The sequence below is a fragment of the Aureimonas altamirensis genome (assembly GCF_001463885.1).
Lineage (GTDB): Bacteria > Pseudomonadota > Alphaproteobacteria > Rhizobiales > Rhizobiaceae > Aureimonas > Aureimonas altamirensis.
This window is the reverse complement of the sequence record NZ_BBWQ01000001.1, coordinates 362,546-378,036: the sequence shown is the minus strand read 5'-3', so window position 1 is coordinate 378,036 and position 15,491 is coordinate 362,546. Positions and strand designations below refer to the sequence as shown.

The following is a 15,491-nucleotide window of genomic DNA, read 5'->3' as shown; positions in this document are numbered from 1 at the left end:
TGTATCAGGCGGCGGTCAGCATCACCTTGACGCTCTGCGAACGGTCCAGCGCCAGGCGGAATGCTTCCACCACATCGGGCAATGGGCGGCGTGCCGTAATCAGCGCGGTGACGTCGATGGTGCCGGAGGCGATCAGCCCGACCGCTTCCTCGAATACGTTGCCGAAACGGAAGGACCCGAGAAGATTAATTTCCTTGGACATGACGGAATTGGCCAGGACGGGCAGTTCGCCGGCGGCGAGGTTACCGATCTGCACGATGGTGCCGCCCCGTCGCACGGCCTTGATCGCCGCATTCAGGCCGGCCGGCGAGCCCGTCGCCTCGAAGACCACGTCCGGCGGTGTGCCGAGGCCTTCGGACAGATCCTGCTTCGATACGTCGACGACCGGAGAAAACCCGAGCTTCTGTCCGAAGGCCAGCGGGCCGGCGGCGATGTCGGCCATCGCCACCTGCGCAGCGCCCTTATGCCGGGCCACCATGGCGGTCAGCAGCCCGATGGGGCCGGCACCCATGACCAGGGCATAGCGGCCGGTCATGTCGCCGGCGCGCGATACGGCATGCAGACAGACGGACAGCGGCTCGGCAAGCGCGGCCGCCTCCATGGGCAGGCTGTCCGGTATCTTGACGCATTGTGCCGGAATGGCGTCGAACTCGGTTGCAAAGCCGCCCGCCATATGCGGCGTTTTGGAAGCCGAGCCCATGAAATAGATGTTCTCGCACAGGTTTTCCCGGCCCTCGCGGCAGGGCTTGCAGTGGCCGCACCAGCGCGACGGGTTCACGGCGACGCGGTCGCCGACGGCAAGGCCTGACACGCCCTCCCCGAGCGCCGAGATCGTGCCAGCCACTTCATGACCCAGTGTCAGCGGAGCCTTGACGACGAAATCGCCCGTACGGGCATGGCGGAAATAATGCATGTCGGAGCCGCAGATGCCGCCGGCGCCGAAAGCGACGCGCACCATGCCGGCCGCGACAGGCTGCAACGCCTCATCCACGAAACGCAGATCCTCCGGTGCGAATATCTTGGCGGCGCGTGCGGTGGTGCTCATGCTTTCCATCCCCGTGGCGATGTCAGGCAATTGGCCTGACCAATAGCATCTCGGCTGTGTGCCGCACGGGGTAGGCTAAGTCAATGGTGGGTCGTCTTGCGCGGGTTACGCTCCGGACGGTTTCGCGGCTGAGGCAAATGGGCTATTGGCGCGGCATGCAACCGACGGAACGAAGGATTTTTTCAATGTCCGATATGCCGGATCGCCTGTCCGTGGATCCCGACAGCCCCTATTACAACGAAGACCTGCTGCAGAAGGGCATAGGGATTCGCTTCAAGGGGGAAGAGAAGACCAATGTCGAAGAGTATTGCGTCAGCGAGGGCTGGGTGCGTGTCAGCCTCGGCAAGTCGGTCGACAGGCGCGGCAAGCCGTTGACGATGAAGTTGACGGGCCCGGTCGAGCCCTATCTGCGTTCCGAGTGATATTCGCGCCGCGAACCGCTTGACAGGATCGCGGCGCTTTTCCTATATCGCGCCACCGTCGACGCAAGCGTCCGGCGGTTTGCTACGGGCCTTTGGCCCAGCGTGGCGGAGTAGCTCAGTTGGTTAGAGCAGCGGAATCATAATCCGCGTGTCGGGGGTTCAAGTCCCTCCTCCGCTACCACTTCCAAATTTGTACAGCCCGGAGACTTAGGTAACAGATCGTACCTAAGACATGGGTGACAACCTCGTGCCGAATGGGTTGTCGATGGTTTGCAGTGTTCGCTGGTCCAGGTTGATATTTCCCCAATTGCTCATGCAATCGTGCAGTGTCCGTGCCAAAGCGGTGAGAGCAGCCTTCCCTTAGTCAGTGAATAGAGATTGCACATGCCTCTGGCCTAGGCTCGGTGGCGTCGGAAGCCAGATTGCGCTTCGGCTGTCGCCATAGGGCGTTGCCTTCCCCTCCAGTGCAAGACAACCGACCCACGCGCAAACGACTGCGTCCAATTTATCCTCGAATGACTTAAGGCCAAAGGTGGTCGCCTCCGGCATCGGGAGTGGCAATAATTCTTGAACACCTGCAACCTGATCATCCAAATATCTAATTATATGTTGCCATGTCTCCGCCAGTCGACAACGTCTTTCCGATAGCGTTGCTTCGGGCCAGTACTTTCGCGCCTTGCCTACCTTGTAAGGCAGGCGCTGGCGTGCGCCGGTAAGTTCAACGATAGCCGGGTGTGGATAAACTTCGATTAGGCTCCGTTCCGTAATGGCCTCGGTGGCGAGGGTGAAGCCCCTGGCGGCCAGTGCAGCGTGCAAGCGTCGACCAACTTCGCCAGGGCGGAGCTCGTTCGGAGTATGGGTCGCGCAGTAGCGAGATCCCCACAAGGCAGAAACCGCATTGTCGGAAACCCGTCTTGATCGGATGACGTCGTGAGATAACGGCATGTCGACTGCTACGACCGAGGGGATTTGGCCGCCTATCGAAATGCAGGCCTCAATATGATCGCTGTCGGATCCAGCCACAGCGATCATTTCCGAATACGATCCGAACACGGCCAGCAGTCGCCTACTATTCGGTTGGCATTCCACCAATGCCACACCGCTTGGGTTTCGATCAGTCCACGCTGCATCGATGCCAAGAACAGTTCGCCTCTCAGTTACCACGCCCGCAAGCCTCATATTGGTGGAGAGCTCATTCAAAGGAACGATCAACGTCCGGATTGCTCCAGTATGTGCAGCATGCAATTGCTTGTGCAAACAGACTTGCGGGGCGGGCAATGGGTCGGGTTGCAACAGGGTTGAGTGTCTTCTTGCTGTCGGCGCTTTGCGGAGGCGCTTACGCCGACACCTTATGCGTGCAGAATCCACGGTGCGACTTCCATTTTCCGAACTCCTCCCAGGAAAGAATAAGCTCGGCGTGGCTGGCAGGGTTGTCGGACCAGACCCTATGGGAAGCGCGCAACGAGATAATGGCGCGGCATGGATATGTCTTCGACACGCCCCGGGCGGCCCAATACTTTTCCGCTAAGCCATACTATCAACCTAGGACGAAGAATGTCCGCCTGTCGGAGATTGAAAAGTACAACATCAATCTGATCAAAAGTTTCGAAGGACGAGCGAGCCGCTCGCCAACGGTTGCAACGCCGTCAACGACCAAAGCTGTCGTTTCAGGCTTGGATGCAAAAGGTGATGGGTTCCTAGCGGTTAGAGACGGACCTGGCTCGCAATTCAGTCAGATCGGAAAGCTGCTCGAAGGGGATCAGGTCGTGATTGTGGACAGTTCCGGAGCATGGCGGAAAGTTCGCTTCTGGGGCGGTGAAGGCTGGTCACATAACAACTGGATAAGGGCTGAACGATCAGCGCCCCCTGCGGCCGTACGAGCGGCGTCGGCTGATAAGGGCGAGAGCACGGCAGAGCGAGAAGTTCAAATCCTGCGCCGTGACATCGGCGCGATGACGCAGCAGCTTTCTGAACTGACCGAACATATGCAGGATATGCGTGGTTCGGCGCGCGGGGAATATCCGGCGGTCGAGGAGCGTTACGCGGAGCTGGTCGAGCGCAAGCAGGAAGCAGAACGGGCCGTCGCGCAGTATCAGACCCCGGTTCGGCCGGCTGACGCGAACGTAGGAGCGAACGCACGGCAGGCCTCCGAACAATTCCAAAAAGTCCCCTATTTCATACCCGGCACATCCACGATCGGAGAGGTTTGGATTGAGCCGGTCGTCGACGATCAGGGGCAACTCGCCTTCAATTGGAATTTCGTTGACCCAGGCGCGGAGTATCAGAAGATCGCTGTCGCAATCCCAATGACACAAACACAGGTCCAAGAGACCGCCGACGCGCTGCGCAAGATTGTAAATTGGTCTGCGACTGCACAGGAAAACAAGGTGCGACGGGCGTACGAAAAGCTCGCGTATTGCTTCCCAGCTGACCTTTGCGAGGCTGAAGATGCGACAGGGGCGCGAACGTCTCTAGTATTCCGGATTGCCGAGGATGGCTCGACGGCGTCGATCGTTCGGCGCCAGCAGGGCGCCTTCCAGCGGACGTTTGGCTTTTCGTCTGAGAGTGCCATTGTTCTGGCCGACTACCTTGAGCGTGTGCTGACGGACAGCTCTGCGGAATATAAGGGCGCCACCGCGAGCCAGTCAGACCTGGACGCGTTGTTCGAATAGCTTGCTATCAGCGCCTACATGTGGAATTTCAGTTATGCTTGAGCGTTGCCTCACAACATTGTCGGCAGCATTGGCGATCCGGCACCTGGGATGGCTTACGCAAGTGATCGTCTCCCATTCCGGATGGTAGGTACGTTACTGATCGCTCGCTCTGTCCTCTTACTGAAGATGGTTTGGTTAAACGCGAAGGGGACGAAACTGGCTCTAATCTTCGTATACTAAGAAGTAGTCGGCAGATCAGCGCCTCTGGAGGAAGTCGATCAGCTCTGTCGGCACTTCTCCCCGATACATCGCAATGATCGCAATCGCGACGCTGCTAGTCTGTTGCGGCAGTTGATCAGCGTAGCCCAAGGGCCCCTGCGAGCGGTCCGTCAATCCCTCCAGCCCTTTGTCCCGGTAGCGATCCCATATCTTGTAGCGTGTCTTACGCGAGCAAGCAGGTCAGCATTCGGTGCGGATAAACAAGCAGTGGCGCATCTGCTTCGTTTGGACAGATCAAGGTCCAGCCTACGTTGAGATCGTCGATTATCACTGAGGTGCAATCATGAGCATGTTGAAGAACCCTGTGCATCCTGGCGAGGTTTTGGATGAGCTTTTCCTTGCGCCTTTGGAAATGAGCGCCGGAGCTTTGGCAAAGCGTTTGGACGTGCCGCGGACGCGCATTGAGAGGCTCGTCAAGGGGGACACTACGCTGAGCGTCGATACGGCTATCCGGCTATCGAAGTTCTTTGGCAATACGCCGGAGTTCTGGCTGAATCTTCAAAGGGCGCACGCGCTGGCGCAGGCGCGAGACGAAGTTGACGTGTCGCACATTGAGCCACTGGTTGCAGCTTAAGCGTCCGAGCGTGCCATTGGACTAACCGTAAGGGGAAGGCCAAGACCGTTATGTCACGGGTCGCGCAGCAGCTTGAGACCTAAGCACGACTTGAAACACGGTTGATCGCTACAGGCGATGCTCGTGATCGCGCCATGCAAGATACAGAAGCGTTGGCAAAAGGATCACGTGCAGCAGCGTGATGATCTGCAGGATGCCGAAATTGTCGGGCGAGAAGTTGCCGGACATCGCTTGCTGAACGTGGCCGATGAGTACGCCCGCATAAGACAACGTTGCCATAACGACAACCGCGCTCTTGAACGACAGCGATCTCCAGAACGAAATGATCGCCGTTATGCCCAAGGCGATGTCGGATATGCCGATCTCGAACTCGAACGGGCTCGGCTGCCAGCCGATCTGAGCCGAAGCGATGTGCGGGAAGAAGACATGGAAGACCCCGCCCCATGCCGACTCGACGCCGACAGACAGCAGCAGCAACCAGCCTAGATACCGCGTTGGCGCATGTGTCGGCGTGGATCGCAGGCTGGCGATCAGCAGCGCCGCGACAAGCATGACAAGCGGGATATTTTCTAGAAGAAGCTGAATGCCGGATGCGATCATGAGGGCCCCCAAATCCAGTGGACCGAAGCTACATCGCCGCCACGGGAACACCAAGTTTATTTGCCTCTGGAGGAGCCCGCTCACGGTGAGCGTCTAACCGTTGGTTAAGAGTACCGGCGTACCGTTGCTTGGTTTCCATGCGTCACGGTGAGGGCTCGACATGATTTCTCTTGGCACGATCATCTATGCGCTCGTCGCCCTTGCGGGTGGCGCGTGGGGCGCCAAGCTGGCAAAGGCCAATGTCACGCACGGACTGCTCGCCGTTGCCGCCTCCATGATCGTCGGCCTGGGCCTGCAGCTCATGGGGCAATCGATCATCGTCATCGGTGCAGCCCAGGTGGTCGTCACGCTGCTCGTAGCCATCGCCCTCGGTATGAACTTCCGTCAGGCGGCAATCGTACTGGTTGTCAGTCAGGTGCTGTCGTTCGTTGTCGCGTTTCTGATCAACTTCTTCCTTGGCCTGGAAAGCTCCCTGACCCGGTCGGAAGCACCCAGGAGCTGACAAACGGCGCCATCCCCTCCCGATCAGCGCTCGGCATGCGGAACGCTGTCCGATTCTGCACGTTCGAACTGCAATCGAAGTGGAGGATACGATGGCAACTTGGACACTGAGCGACATCGCAGAAAAAATGGCTGACATCGATTTCTGCATGCTTGCTACGCAAGAGGCAGGATCGTCGGTCACAAGCCGGCCGATGAGCAACAATGGCGACGTCGAATATGACGGGGACTCGTGGTTCTTCGCCTATGAGCAGTCGGCCAAAATCCGGCAGATCGAGGCCGATGACAACGTCACCCTGACATTCGCCGGAGCGAAGCGGTTGCTTGGCGCGCCCGGCGTGTTTCTATCCGCCGAGGGTAAGGCGGAACTCGTACGGGATAAGGCTGCCTTCGACGCGCATTATCACAAAGAGCTGGACCGCTGGTTTCCGGAAGGAACCGACACACCCGGCATGATCCTGATCAAGGTGCATGCCCGAAAGATCCGCTATTGGGACGGCGAGGACGAAGGAACAGTCAGCGTGTAAGGCGCAACTGATCTTCACGCAGCGCCGGTATTTGAGATCGCATGCCGCCGTAACAGGCTGCATGCGATCTTTCGTTATAGCGTCTGAGGAAGAAGCGGGATTGTGTCGGGAGCCGCCTAGAACTTGTAGGAGACGTTCACCTTGAACGAGCGCCCCGGCTCCGAATAGTAGGCGTCCGGTTGGGTCCGGGCCAAGGGCACGCTGACGGCGTCGTAATACTCCCTATCGAACAGATTGAAGACACCGCCCGCCACCTTCAGCCCAGGCAGTTGCTTAGGCTCGTACCACGCCGTGATATCCGCAATACCGTAGCCCGGCGCCACAAACCCGGTGCCGTCGACACGGTCACGACGGGATGCAAGCTTGGACGAGATTTCGGCGCCCCAATGCTCCCGATTATAGGCAAGACCCAGAATGGCGGTCAGCGGGGAAACCGAATTCAGCCACGTATCGTCGGTGCGGTTGCGTCCCTCGGTGTAGGCAATGTGTGCCCGCGCAGTCCAATAATCCGCGAAGTCGACATGGCCACCCAGCTCCACACCTGAAATGCGCGCATCCGGAATGTTGTAATAGGAGGAAATGCCACCCAGCGGATACTCTCCGCCGGGAGGCGCGAGTTGGACCGTGTCTATGAAGTTCTTATAGTCGGTATGGAACAGGTTGATGAACGCGCCGAAGGTCTCGCGCTCCAGCTTCAGGCCGATATCGAAGCCGTTGCTCGTTTCGGGATCGAGATAGGGGTTTCCTGCGCGCAGATACGTTCCTGGAGCACCGAAACGCGAATACAGCTCGCCAACCGTCGGGGCGCGAAAGCCCTGCGTCCACTGGCCATAGGCTGTCAGCTCCGGCAGAAGATCGTACTCGACCAGCACCTTCGGAGACCAGGCCGAATCCGAAGAGGACGGCGGCAGGGTTCCGTCGAAATCCGCGTTGCTTTCATATTCCGGGGTCAGCTTCGGCTTTTCCTCATACCAGTCGAAGCGAAGGCCGGGCGTCACGCGGAGCCGGCCATCATACAAGCCAACCTCGTTCTCGACGAAGAAACCGACCGAGCTGCCGTCCACCTTTGGCGTATCGGCCTGGTTGGTATGCAGGAAGTTGCAGGCCATGATATCGCCGAAGCCGCGCGGCCGATCGCAATTGTCGTAACCGGCCGAGTATTGCGTGGTCTGCGACGTTCGCAATTCGGTGCCGAAGATCAGACGGTTGTCCGACTGGCCCCAGTTCCAGTCGCGCGCCGCATGACCATTGAAGCCGAACGTCTCTTCCTGAATGTCGGCGGCGCGTCCATAAGGCCCGATCACCGAGGTGAAGCGGTAAGCATCGGTCGTCGATAACCGCTCCAGGGACTGCCAGTAGAGCCGGGCGGACGCCTCGTCGATCAAGCCGGCGCCACGCTCCGGCGCCTCGTAATCATAGGTCAGCCCGATGCGCTCGCGCTTGACCTCCTCACCGGTGAAATAGCTGCCCGCGCGGAAATTGCCCCTGGCGCTCTGCGTCTGGACGTCGACATCTTCCGAGCGCTTGAACAACTCTCCAACCAACCCGATACGATGGCCGCCTTCGATGTCGTGATAGACCTTACCGAGCAGGTTGTACTGATCGTAATCTTCGGGGTTTGCTTCCGTGCGGATTGTCCCGATGCCATCATTGTCGCCGCGTGTTTCGGTTTCATGCCCTTTGCGGTAACCACCCTGCAGCAACACCGAGGTTGCCCCGGCGCGGGCCGCCGCCGCGCCGGTGGTGAACCAGCTTTCGTCGGCGGAATCGTAGCCGCTCTTGATGAAAGCGCCGACCGGGCGCCCTCCCAGAAGGTCGCCGGGCTCCAGTGTCCGCAGCGCAAGCACACCACCCAAGGCTCCTGACCCGAGCATCGGATCGGCTCCACGCGTCAGATCGGCGGCCGACAAGGCATTGAAGTCGAAACTGTCCGCGCCGCCGCTGGCCCCGCGTGTCGCGTCGGCAAGGTAGGGCACCCGGATTCCGTCGATGGTCGTGAGAACGCGCGGACCTTCGAGGCCGCGAATATTGATCGTTCTGGAGCTGCGATTGAAGGTTACGCCCGCCTCCTGCCGCCGGCCCAGATCTTCGATGGAGTCGATCTGGCGGCGCTCAATCTCTGCGCGCGTTGTCGTCGTTGTCGTCGCTGTGCCGGCGGGAGACGATGCATCCGTCGCGCCCTGGATGATCACGGTGCCCAGGGCCACGGGGGACTGCTCGGACAGTTCCTGTGCGCCTGCGCTGCCTGAGAACAGCACAATGAGAGCGGTGCCCGCCGCGAGATGGTGACAAGAGCGCCTTAAAGACATGGCTCGATCTGCCTAACAAGATTAGAACGGAAATAGATTAGAATGTTTCGATTCTAAATATAAGAATCGGCATATTTAGTGATTAATCCAATGGCAGATGCAATTCAAACACTATGTACTTAATACTCATTCTAAGAATGGTTCTTATTCTTGCTTCTCTTGAGTTGCCATAAGCCGGAAGGCACCGTCCGCATGACTTTGCAACGACCGCTCATACGATGGCTCTGACGCTCCTCGCCCAACCACTGGCGGTTGATGCCGACCAAGCCAAGTGCGGCGACAACTGGATTGACGGCGACGTGAATCTAACCCTGTATTGCGTGTCGCAACTCGTCGAAGGTCTTCAACATGTCCATACGTATGCTTACGCTCGCAGCAGTTCTCGGATTGGGTCTTGGATCGATTGGCCATATCGCAACGACCGCCTGGGCCAACCAGCCGGAGATGGATGCCGCAATGTCCGAGCTGCGCTCGGCGCTGGACTCGCTGCGGGCCGCAGAGCCCAACAAGGGCGGGCACCGTGAGCGGGCGATAGAACTCGTCGAGCAGGCGATCGCCGAGACGCAGGCCGGAATCGATTACGCCGCCGGCCAGTAAGCGCCGCGCAGGAGAAATTCGCGCCGGCACGAAATCGGCGCGCCGGTGTCGCTCAACCCGGCGGGCTGGCGGTCTCTCTGATCTGCGGCGATACCGAGATGAGCAATGACCGGGCCATGGGTGTCGTGGAGGAGGTGAACGACGGTATCGACCTCCACGACACGACGCTGGGAGCCTTTCACGCGGGCACGGTCCTTGATCGTCAACGCGCTCACAAGGCTGTATCCACTGCCCTGTCGATAATTCGGCCGAGGTTTTCGTGTGGCCCGGTGAACGGCCCGGAAGATTTTACGCCGACAGTTCCTTCCGGATGATCTCCGCGCCCGCGCTCAGCGCCCGAAGCTTGCCGGCGGCTGTCCGCCGAGGCAGAGGCGCCATGCCGCAATTGGTACAAGGATAGAGTTTGTCGGCATCGACGAATTGAAGGGCCTTGCGAAGGGTGTCGGCGACGTCCTCCGGCGTCTCCACCACCTCGGAAGCCACGTCGATGGCGCCCACCATAACCTTCTTTCCGCGCAGCATTTCGATGAGATCGATCGGTACGTGCGAGTTGTTGCACTCGAGCGAGATCAGATTGATGCTGGATGTCTGCAGTTTGGGGAACGACTCCTCATATTGCCGCCACTCGGAGCCCAAGGTCTTCTTCCAATCGGTATTGGCCTTGATCCCGTAGCCATAGCAGATGTGCACGGCCGTCTCGCAGGTCAGGCCCTCGGCCGCCCGCTCCAGAGCCGCAATGCCCCAATCGTTGACCTCGTCGAAGAAGACGTTGAATGCAGGCTCGTCGAACTGGATGATATCGACGCCCGCGGCCTGAAGCTCCCTCGCCTCATCGTTGAGGATCTTCGCAAACTCCCAGGCCAGCTTTTCGCGGCTCTTGTAGTGCGCATCATACAGCGTATCGATCATGGTCATCGGCCCAGGCAGGGCCCATTTGATCGGCTGTGTGGTCTGTTGGCGGAGAAACCGGGCGTCTTCGACGAACACGGATTTGGGGCGCGATACGGCATCGACCACGGTCGGCACGCTCGCATCATACCGGTCGCGGATTCTGACGGTCTCGCGCTTCTGGAAGTCGACACCGTCGAGGTGCTCTATGAACGTCGTAACGAAGTGCTGACGCGTCTGCTCGCCATCGCTGACGATGTCGATGCCGGCCTGCTGCTGATCCGCCAGTGCCAGGCGCAAGGCGTCCTGCTTCCCTTCCGCCAGTTCCTGATCCTGCAACTTCCAGGGCGACCAGAGTTTCTCAGGTTGTGCGAGCCAGGATGGCTTGGGAAGGCTGCCGGCGGTGGATGTGGGTAGAAGCTTGTTCACAGTGAAGGACTTTCGATCTCGCGCCATCAGGCCGCGTTGCTGAGGGACCATGCTTCAAGAGCGGTCCGGTGCCGTTTGATGAGGGTGTCTTCGATGAATTTGCCCTGCTCCAGGGCCAGGCGGCTGCGCTCTTCCCGGTCGTAGACGATACGGGTCAGGGAATAGTCGTGGTGGTTCAGGCTGGGCCGATAGATTGCCCCGGCGGCGGCATTGGCGTTGTAGATTTCGGGCCGGTAGATCCGCTGGAATGTCTCCATCGTGCTGATTGTCCCGATCAACTCCAGATTGGAGTAGTCGGCCAGCAGATCGCCGGTGAAATAGAAGGCCAGCGGCGCGACGCTTCCCGCCGGCATGAAGTAGCGAACCTCCATGCCCATCTTGCCGAAGTAGAGATCCGTCAGCGAGCCTTCATCCTGCTGATACTCGACCCCCATGACGGGATGGCGGTTGTCGGTTCGATGGTATGTTCGGCTGGTGGACGCGCTGATGCAGATGACCGGCGGCCTGCGGAACTGCGCGCGGTACGTCTCGGAACGCAGAAGGCTCGTGAACAGATGTCCATGCAGGTTGCCGAAATCTGCCGGAATGCTGAAGTCCGACCGGCCGTTATTATGCTCGGGCAGGACGACGCTGAAATCGAAATCCCTCAGATAGGAGGAGAAGTTGTTGCCCACGATCCCATCGATGCGCCGGCCGGCATGACGATCGACGATGGTCGTCTTAAGCACCTCGATCAGCGGGAAAGCATCGCCCGCGCCCGGCTTGCCGAGGGTCAACTCGACGGTGACGATCTCCAGTTCGACCGAGTACCGATCGCCCGTGGGGTTGTCCCACTGGGCCAGGGCATTGAACCGGTTGTCGATCATCCGCAGGGCTTTGCGCAGATTGTCGCGGCGGCTTTCACCTCTGGCCAGATTGGCGAAATTGGTGGTGATGCGCGTGTTTTCCGCGGGGACGTAATCCTCGTCGAAAGGGACGCTCCGGATGGTGAAGTCGAATTTCTGAGACATGCTGTGCCCCGATCGATCTGGGGGCATGGGTCAGCAGACGCATAGCATGATGGGCCGCGACGACGCGACATCCGCTACGGCACACTGGGACACCCCGCCCATGGACGTTATTTCGCTGAAGGCAGGTCTCCTGGCTTGTGGCTCACCGCCTACGTCCGTCTTCCCAGGCAGAACCCAGTGACATGCTGGACGCAAGCTCACCACTTACAGTTGCGGGGGCAGCGCCGGAATTTCCGCGAGGAGCGGATCACCGACTTCCCTCTTAGCTCCGGCGCGTCGCAGGCGACGACCGGAGAACCTTAAGCGTGGACAATCTGTGGCATCTGACTGGGAGAGTCAAGCAGGATATAAAGATATCCTTATACGTAGCGACACCCTTCCCCCAATCCGGGGATCAGGCTTCCGACGAAGCCGGCTCCGATACGGGCGCCTCGACAGACTCCACCGTCAGGCGATGGGTGCGCCCGTCGCGGGCCGTCCAGTTGATCGACTGCCCGGCCGATAGGCCGATCAGCGCGACACCGATGGGCGTCAGGATCGAGATCTTGCCCTCCGCGATGTCCGCCTCGCCCGGAAACACAAGCGTGACGTGCCTGTCTTCGCCCAGGTCGCTGGTGAACCGAAGGGACGAACCCATGCGAATGACCTTCGCGGGAAGCCGGCCATCCTCCACGACCTTCGCGCGATCCAGTTCCGCGAGCAGTTCTTCGGCCACGGCGGGATTGCGCTCGGCAAAAGAGTCGGCCAGCCGCAACAGCCGCTCGCTGTCGGTGCGCGTCACGGTGATCGCCGGCTTGCGGTTCTGCTTTTTTGCCTCAGCCATCCGGGTGTCCTTTCAACTCTGCCATACGCGCGCGCATGAGCGGCGGGGCGCTTGTCATTCAAATTCGGGATTGTTCGTGCCGCTGTTACGAGCCGGTATCAGCGATAACCGGATGTATTGACGCCCCGCGGCCGGGGCGCGACGCGACCTGGCCGGGGGTCAGACGCCCGCGATGGGGCATACCCTGAAAAAGTCCGGAAGGTGGCGGTCGGTGGTCGGCATGCCATAGACCTGGGCTTTCACCAGACCGAAGTCAAGCCGAGGCGGAGCCGGCAGCCACGCCGAGCTGAAGCAGGTGCGACGCCCCTTCTGACGGTTCTTGAGCGCGGCAGTTGACTTATCGGGATGGCACGTCCATATAGAGCCAGTGCAGCGCGTCCCCGAGAGGTTGATGCGCTCCTGATTTCGATGTTTCGTCCGACCACGGATGTACTGGCGAGTTGAGTCATCGAGATTGCACATCTCTGCAGAGAGCGCCGGAGCCGTTGGGTGAGATCCCCAGCGGCTTTTTCGTGTCCGCCTGCCGGTAGCGGTTGGTAAACCGCATACCGGCCGCGGGCAATTGGCCTCAGCCCGCTTCGATCGCCTTGAGTATGTCGTCGCTCGTCTGGCCGGTCAGGTCCTTGGACAATTCGCCGACCAGCGCGTCCTTGAGCTTGGCGTGATAATGCTTGCGCATTTCGCCCAGCGCGCGGGGGGCAGCGATGATGACAAGGCTCTTCAGCTTGCCTGTCACGGCCCTGTTGTTCAGCTCGGCAACCACCCCGGCCACGAAGCCGTCTTCGTCCTGCGTATTGTCATCCGGGTTTGCCGAACTGCTGGCATGTCCGACACCACCGCTCTTGTTGTCGGTATCGATGTCGCCGATGGTCACCGGCTTCAGCTTGGGGTTCTGCTCGTCCCCCGTATTCTGAAACAAGCTCAACTTCGCTCCGTCGACCACAGCGACCATCGTGTCTTTGGGAATCCGCATTCTTATCTCCATCCTTGGACAAGGCAGAAACGCGTTGACGTCCAGAACGCTCCCAAAATGAACCAAATGCCGTTTGCGGCCTTATAGGGGCACATCGAAGTGTTCGATGCTTACGGCAGGAGAAAACCGAAAATGGACAAGAACCGGTTCGAAGGCGCCGCGAAGGAATTCGGCGGCAAGGTTCAGGGCGCGTTCGGCGATGCAGTCGGATCGGACCGCCAGTCGGCCGAAGGCCGCGTACGCGAGACCGAGGGCAAGGCGCAGAACCTGTACGGACAGGGCCGCGACGCCGTCCGCGACGCGGCCGACGAAGCCTCGCGTTATGCATCGGACATCTACGAGAACGCCGGCGCTTACGCGCATGAAGGCCAGAAGGTCGTTCGGCGCCAGGTTCAGGACCGTCCCCTGTCGGCGCTGCTGGTTGCCGGCCTTATCGGCTTTGCCATCGGCATCACGATGCGCGATCGCGGCTGATAAATCGAAAGCCAAGGCAAAGGCCCGCCGCACGCCGCGACGGGCCTTTATTGCATTCTTTTATCGAATGAACTCCTGGCGAAGCGGCGAGACGGCCAGCGCATGGGAGGAGAAGCCCTCGTACAGCGCCAATGTATGCGCGTGTTGCGCCAGCAGCGGGAAACCCGCTGCGGTCACGTAGCCGACAGAGCTGCGCTTGACGAAATCGGTGACCGACAATGGCCCGTAAGTGCGGGCCCAGCGGCTGGTGGGAAGCACGGCGTTCGGCCCAAGGCCGAAATTGGCGATGCTGCACGGCGTATGCTGCCCCAGAAGTATCTCCGATGCCTCGGTGATCCGGCCCAGATGGTCGTAGGGCTCCTTCGACAATATCTCCAGATGCTCGGGGGCATAGGCGTTGACGAAGTCGTAGCTTTCTTCCACCGACCCGGTCAGCACGATGCCCCCCGTCGAGCCCGTCAGCACCGCGCGTGAGAACGCCACGCGCTGCGCGCTCATCCGCGCCCACAAGTCCGGAAGGGCGGCAAGGGCTTCATCGGCAACGCGGCGGCTGTGGGTGACGAGATAGGCCGAGGAATCCGGCCCATGCTCCGCCTCGATCAGCAGGTCCAGCGCCGCAAGGCCGCCATGCACCGTGTCGTCGGCGAAGATGATGGCTTCGGATGGGCCGGCAGGCAGCCCGGTATCCAGGGTGCCGGCCAGCAGCCGCTTTGCCGCCACCACCCAGGGGCTTCCGGGTCCAACGATCTTCAAGGCGGGTTTGACCGTTTCGGTCCCGAAGGCGACGGCCGCCACCGCCTGCGCACCACCCACCTTGTAGACCGTCTCCACCCCGGCAAGCCGCGCCGCCACCAGCGTCGCCGCATCGACGCCGCCGTCGGGCGCCGGCGGCGTGACGATGGCAAGGTCCGGCACGCCCGCAACCACGGCCGGCACCGCCGTCATCATCGTCACCGATGGGAAGGATCCCTTGCCACGCGGCACATACAGCGCCACCGAGCGAATGGGGGTGAACCGGTCTCCTGCGAAGGCACCCGGCCGGATCTCCTTCATCCACATGGTTTCCGGCTTCTGCTCCTCGTGGAAGCTGCGGATATTGTCGATGCCGAAGCGGATGGCGTCCACGACCGCCGCGTCCACGGCGGCGAAGGCGGCATCGAATTCCGCCTCGGACACTTTCAGCCCATCGGCATTCAGCCCCTCGGCACGGTCGAAATCGCGCCCGAAGCGCACCAGAGCCCCGTCACCTTCGGTGCGCACCGCCTCGATGATGGGGCGCACCTTGTCGATGATCGCGGAAAGATCGGCCTCGGAGCGCTTCATCAGCCGGGCGCGGGCGTCGGATGGGAGGGCGGCGTAGTCGTGGAACGAAACATCGGACATTGC

17 protein-coding genes, 1 tRNA gene, 1 pseudogene and 1 riboswitch are annotated in these 15,491 nt (G+C 60.5%); of the genes and pseudogenes, 9 read left to right on the top strand and 10 right to left on the bottom strand.

The annotated features are described in order from the left end of the window. Nucleotides 1-4: 4 nt before the first annotated feature. Nucleotides 5-1,045 carry an L-idonate 5-dehydrogenase gene (locus AUL31_RS01730; protein WP_060600370.1) on the bottom strand — a complete coding sequence of 347 codons (1,041 nt, stop codon included), beginning with the start codon at nucleotides 1,043-1,045 and terminating at the stop codon, nucleotides 5-7. A gap of 185 nt (nucleotides 1,046-1,230) precedes the next feature. Here AUL31_RS01730 and AUL31_RS01725 point away from each other — a divergent pair, with 185 nt between their 5' ends. Then, nucleotides 1,231-1,467 carry a DUF3297 family protein gene (locus AUL31_RS01725; RefSeq protein ID WP_060600368.1) on the top strand — a complete coding sequence of 79 codons (237 nt, stop codon included), beginning with the start codon at nucleotides 1,231-1,233 and terminating at the stop codon, nucleotides 1,465-1,467. Between the two features lie 104 nt (nucleotides 1,468-1,571). After that, nucleotides 1,572-1,648 (top strand) — tRNA-Met (locus AUL31_RS01720). 179 nt (nucleotides 1,649-1,827) lie between these two features. Here AUL31_RS01720 and AUL31_RS19845 read toward each other — a convergent pair. Next, nucleotides 1,828-2,646 carry a DUF429 domain-containing protein gene (locus AUL31_RS19845; RefSeq protein WP_073468964.1) on the bottom strand — a complete coding sequence of 273 codons (819 nt, stop codon included), beginning with the start codon at nucleotides 2,644-2,646 and terminating at the stop codon, nucleotides 1,828-1,830. Nucleotides 2,647-2,744: 98 nt separating this feature from the next. Between AUL31_RS19845 and AUL31_RS19840 the strand changes: the two genes are divergently transcribed. The 3 genes and pseudogenes from AUL31_RS19840 (at nucleotide 2,745) to AUL31_RS01710 (ending at nucleotide 4,974) form a co-directional block, all read left to right on the top strand. Then, nucleotides 2,745-4,139, top strand: coding sequence for a YARHG domain-containing protein (locus AUL31_RS19840; protein ID WP_073468963.1), 1,395 nt, complete (start codon nucleotides 2,745-2,747; stop codon nucleotides 4,137-4,139). A gap of 430 nt (nucleotides 4,140-4,569) precedes the next feature. Then, nucleotides 4,570-4,674: pseudogene (locus tag AUL31_RS20625) on the top strand (type II toxin-antitoxin system RelE/ParE family toxin); the annotation flags it as partial. A 9-nt stretch (nucleotides 4,675-4,683) separates the two neighbouring features. Then, nucleotides 4,684-4,974 carry a HigA family addiction module antitoxin gene (locus AUL31_RS01710; RefSeq protein ID WP_060600364.1) on the top strand — a complete coding sequence of 97 codons (291 nt, stop codon included), beginning with the start codon at nucleotides 4,684-4,686 and terminating at the stop codon, nucleotides 4,972-4,974. A gap of 108 nt (nucleotides 4,975-5,082) precedes the next feature. Here AUL31_RS01710 and AUL31_RS01705 read toward each other — a convergent pair whose 3' ends face one another. Then, entirely contained in the window at nucleotides 5,083-5,658 is a 576-nt protein-coding gene (locus AUL31_RS01705; protein WP_143190097.1) for a DUF6790 family protein, read from the bottom strand. Nucleotides 5,659-5,734: 76 nt separating this feature from the next. Between AUL31_RS01705 and AUL31_RS01700 the strand changes: the two genes are divergently transcribed. Next, nucleotides 5,735-6,076, top strand: coding sequence for a hypothetical protein (locus AUL31_RS01700; protein WP_060600360.1), 342 nt, complete (start codon nucleotides 5,735-5,737; stop codon nucleotides 6,074-6,076). Nucleotides 6,077-6,167: 91 nt separating this feature from the next. Continuing rightward, on the top strand, nucleotides 6,168-6,602 hold the full coding sequence (locus AUL31_RS01695) for a pyridoxamine 5'-phosphate oxidase family protein (protein ID WP_060600358.1): 435 nt from the start codon (nucleotides 6,168-6,170) through the stop codon (nucleotides 6,600-6,602). A 116-nt stretch (nucleotides 6,603-6,718) separates the two neighbouring features. Here AUL31_RS01695 and AUL31_RS01690 read toward each other — a convergent pair whose 3' ends face one another. Further along, a complete protein-coding gene (locus tag AUL31_RS01690) occupies nucleotides 6,719-8,809 on the bottom strand; it encodes a TonB-dependent hemoglobin/transferrin/lactoferrin family receptor (RefSeq protein WP_060600355.1) in 2,091 nt (696 codons plus the stop codon). 450 nt (nucleotides 8,810-9,259) lie between these two features. Here AUL31_RS01690 and AUL31_RS01685 point away from each other — a divergent pair, with 450 nt between their 5' ends. Beyond that, nucleotides 9,260-9,508, top strand: a complete 249-nt coding sequence (locus tag AUL31_RS01685; RefSeq protein ID WP_060600353.1) for a hypothetical protein — start codon at nucleotides 9,260-9,262, stop codon at nucleotides 9,506-9,508. Here AUL31_RS01685 and AUL31_RS01680 read toward each other — a convergent pair. The 5 genes from AUL31_RS01680 to AUL31_RS01660 form a co-directional block, all read right to left on the bottom strand. Further along, a complete protein-coding gene (locus tag AUL31_RS01680; RefSeq protein ID WP_060600351.1) occupies nucleotides 9,490-9,723 on the bottom strand; it encodes a hypothetical protein in 234 nt (77 codons plus the stop codon). The two genes, AUL31_RS01685 and AUL31_RS01680, sit on opposite strands and share 19 nt — an antisense overlap. 73 nt (nucleotides 9,724-9,796) lie before the next feature. Continuing rightward, a complete protein-coding gene (locus tag AUL31_RS01675) occupies nucleotides 9,797-10,825 on the bottom strand; it encodes a methionine synthase (protein ID WP_060600513.1) in 1,029 nt (342 codons plus the stop codon). Between the two features lie 26 nt (nucleotides 10,826-10,851). After that, on the bottom strand, nucleotides 10,852-11,835 hold the full coding sequence (locus AUL31_RS01670; RefSeq protein ID WP_060600349.1) for a DUF1852 domain-containing protein: 984 nt from the start codon (nucleotides 11,833-11,835) through the stop codon (nucleotides 10,852-10,854). A gap of 103 nt (nucleotides 11,836-11,938) precedes the next feature. Beyond that, nucleotides 11,939-12,152: riboswitch (cobalamin riboswitch) on the bottom strand. A gap of 77 nt (nucleotides 12,153-12,229) precedes the next feature. Then, nucleotides 12,230-12,658: a nucleoside diphosphate kinase regulator gene (rnk, locus tag AUL31_RS01665; protein WP_060600347.1), complete on the bottom strand. Its 429-nt coding sequence runs from the start codon at nucleotides 12,656-12,658 to the stop codon at nucleotides 12,230-12,232. 568 nt (nucleotides 12,659-13,226) lie between these two features. Further along, nucleotides 13,227-13,631 (bottom strand): host attachment family protein, encoded by a 405-nt coding sequence (locus AUL31_RS01660; RefSeq protein ID WP_060600345.1) that lies wholly within the window; start codon nucleotides 13,629-13,631, stop codon nucleotides 13,227-13,229. A gap of 132 nt (nucleotides 13,632-13,763) precedes the next feature. On the opposite strand from AUL31_RS01660, the gene AUL31_RS01655 reads away from it, so the two are divergent. Further along, nucleotides 13,764-14,105: a CsbD family protein gene (locus AUL31_RS01655; protein ID WP_060600342.1), complete on the top strand. Its 342-nt coding sequence runs from the start codon at nucleotides 13,764-13,766 to the stop codon at nucleotides 14,103-14,105. Between the two features lie 60 nt (nucleotides 14,106-14,165). Here the strand turns inward: AUL31_RS01655 and hisD are convergent, their stop codons facing one another. Continuing rightward, the gene (hisD, locus tag AUL31_RS01650) at nucleotides 14,166-15,488 is read right to left on the bottom strand and encodes a histidinol dehydrogenase (protein ID WP_060600340.1); all 1,323 of its coding nucleotides are present in this window, start codon (nucleotides 15,486-15,488) and stop codon (nucleotides 14,166-14,168) included. Nucleotides 15,489-15,491: the final 3 nt, after the last annotated feature.

Bases quoted from the DNA above. Each gene is read 5' to 3' on its own strand.
- AUL31_RS01730 (WP_060600370.1), bottom strand. From the start codon at position 1,045: ATGAGCACCACCGCACGCGCCGCCAAGATATTCGCACCGGAGGATCTG.
- AUL31_RS01725 (WP_060600368.1), top strand. From the start codon at position 1,231: ATGTCCGATATGCCGGATCGCCTGTCCGTGGATCCCGACAGCCCCTAT.
- AUL31_RS19845 (WP_073468964.1), bottom strand. From the start codon at position 2,646: ATGAGGCTTGCGGGCGTGGTAACTGAGAGGCGAACTGTTCTTGGCATC.
- AUL31_RS19840 (WP_073468963.1), top strand. From the start codon at position 2,745: ATGGGTCGGGTTGCAACAGGGTTGAGTGTCTTCTTGCTGTCGGCGCTT.
- AUL31_RS01710 (WP_060600364.1), top strand. From the start codon at position 4,684: ATGAGCATGTTGAAGAACCCTGTGCATCCTGGCGAGGTTTTGGATGAG.
- AUL31_RS01700 (WP_060600360.1), top strand. From the start codon at position 5,735: ATGATTTCTCTTGGCACGATCATCTATGCGCTCGTCGCCCTTGCGGGT.
- AUL31_RS01695 (WP_060600358.1), top strand. From the start codon at position 6,168: ATGGCAACTTGGACACTGAGCGACATCGCAGAAAAAATGGCTGACATC.
- AUL31_RS01685 (WP_060600353.1), top strand. From the start codon at position 9,260: ATGTCCATACGTATGCTTACGCTCGCAGCAGTTCTCGGATTGGGTCTT.
- AUL31_RS01670 (WP_060600349.1), bottom strand. From the start codon at position 11,835: ATGTCTCAGAAATTCGACTTCACCATCCGGAGCGTCCCTTTCGACGAG.
- rnk (WP_060600347.1), bottom strand. From the start codon at position 12,658: ATGGCTGAGGCAAAAAAGCAGAACCGCAAGCCGGCGATCACCGTGACG.
- AUL31_RS01660 (WP_060600345.1), bottom strand. From the start codon at position 13,631: ATGCGGATTCCCAAAGACACGATGGTCGCTGTGGTCGACGGAGCGAAG.
- AUL31_RS01655 (WP_060600342.1), top strand. From the start codon at position 13,764: ATGGACAAGAACCGGTTCGAAGGCGCCGCGAAGGAATTCGGCGGCAAG.
- hisD (WP_060600340.1), bottom strand. From the start codon at position 15,488: ATGTCCGATGTTTCGTTCCACGACTACGCCGCCCTCCCATCCGACGCC.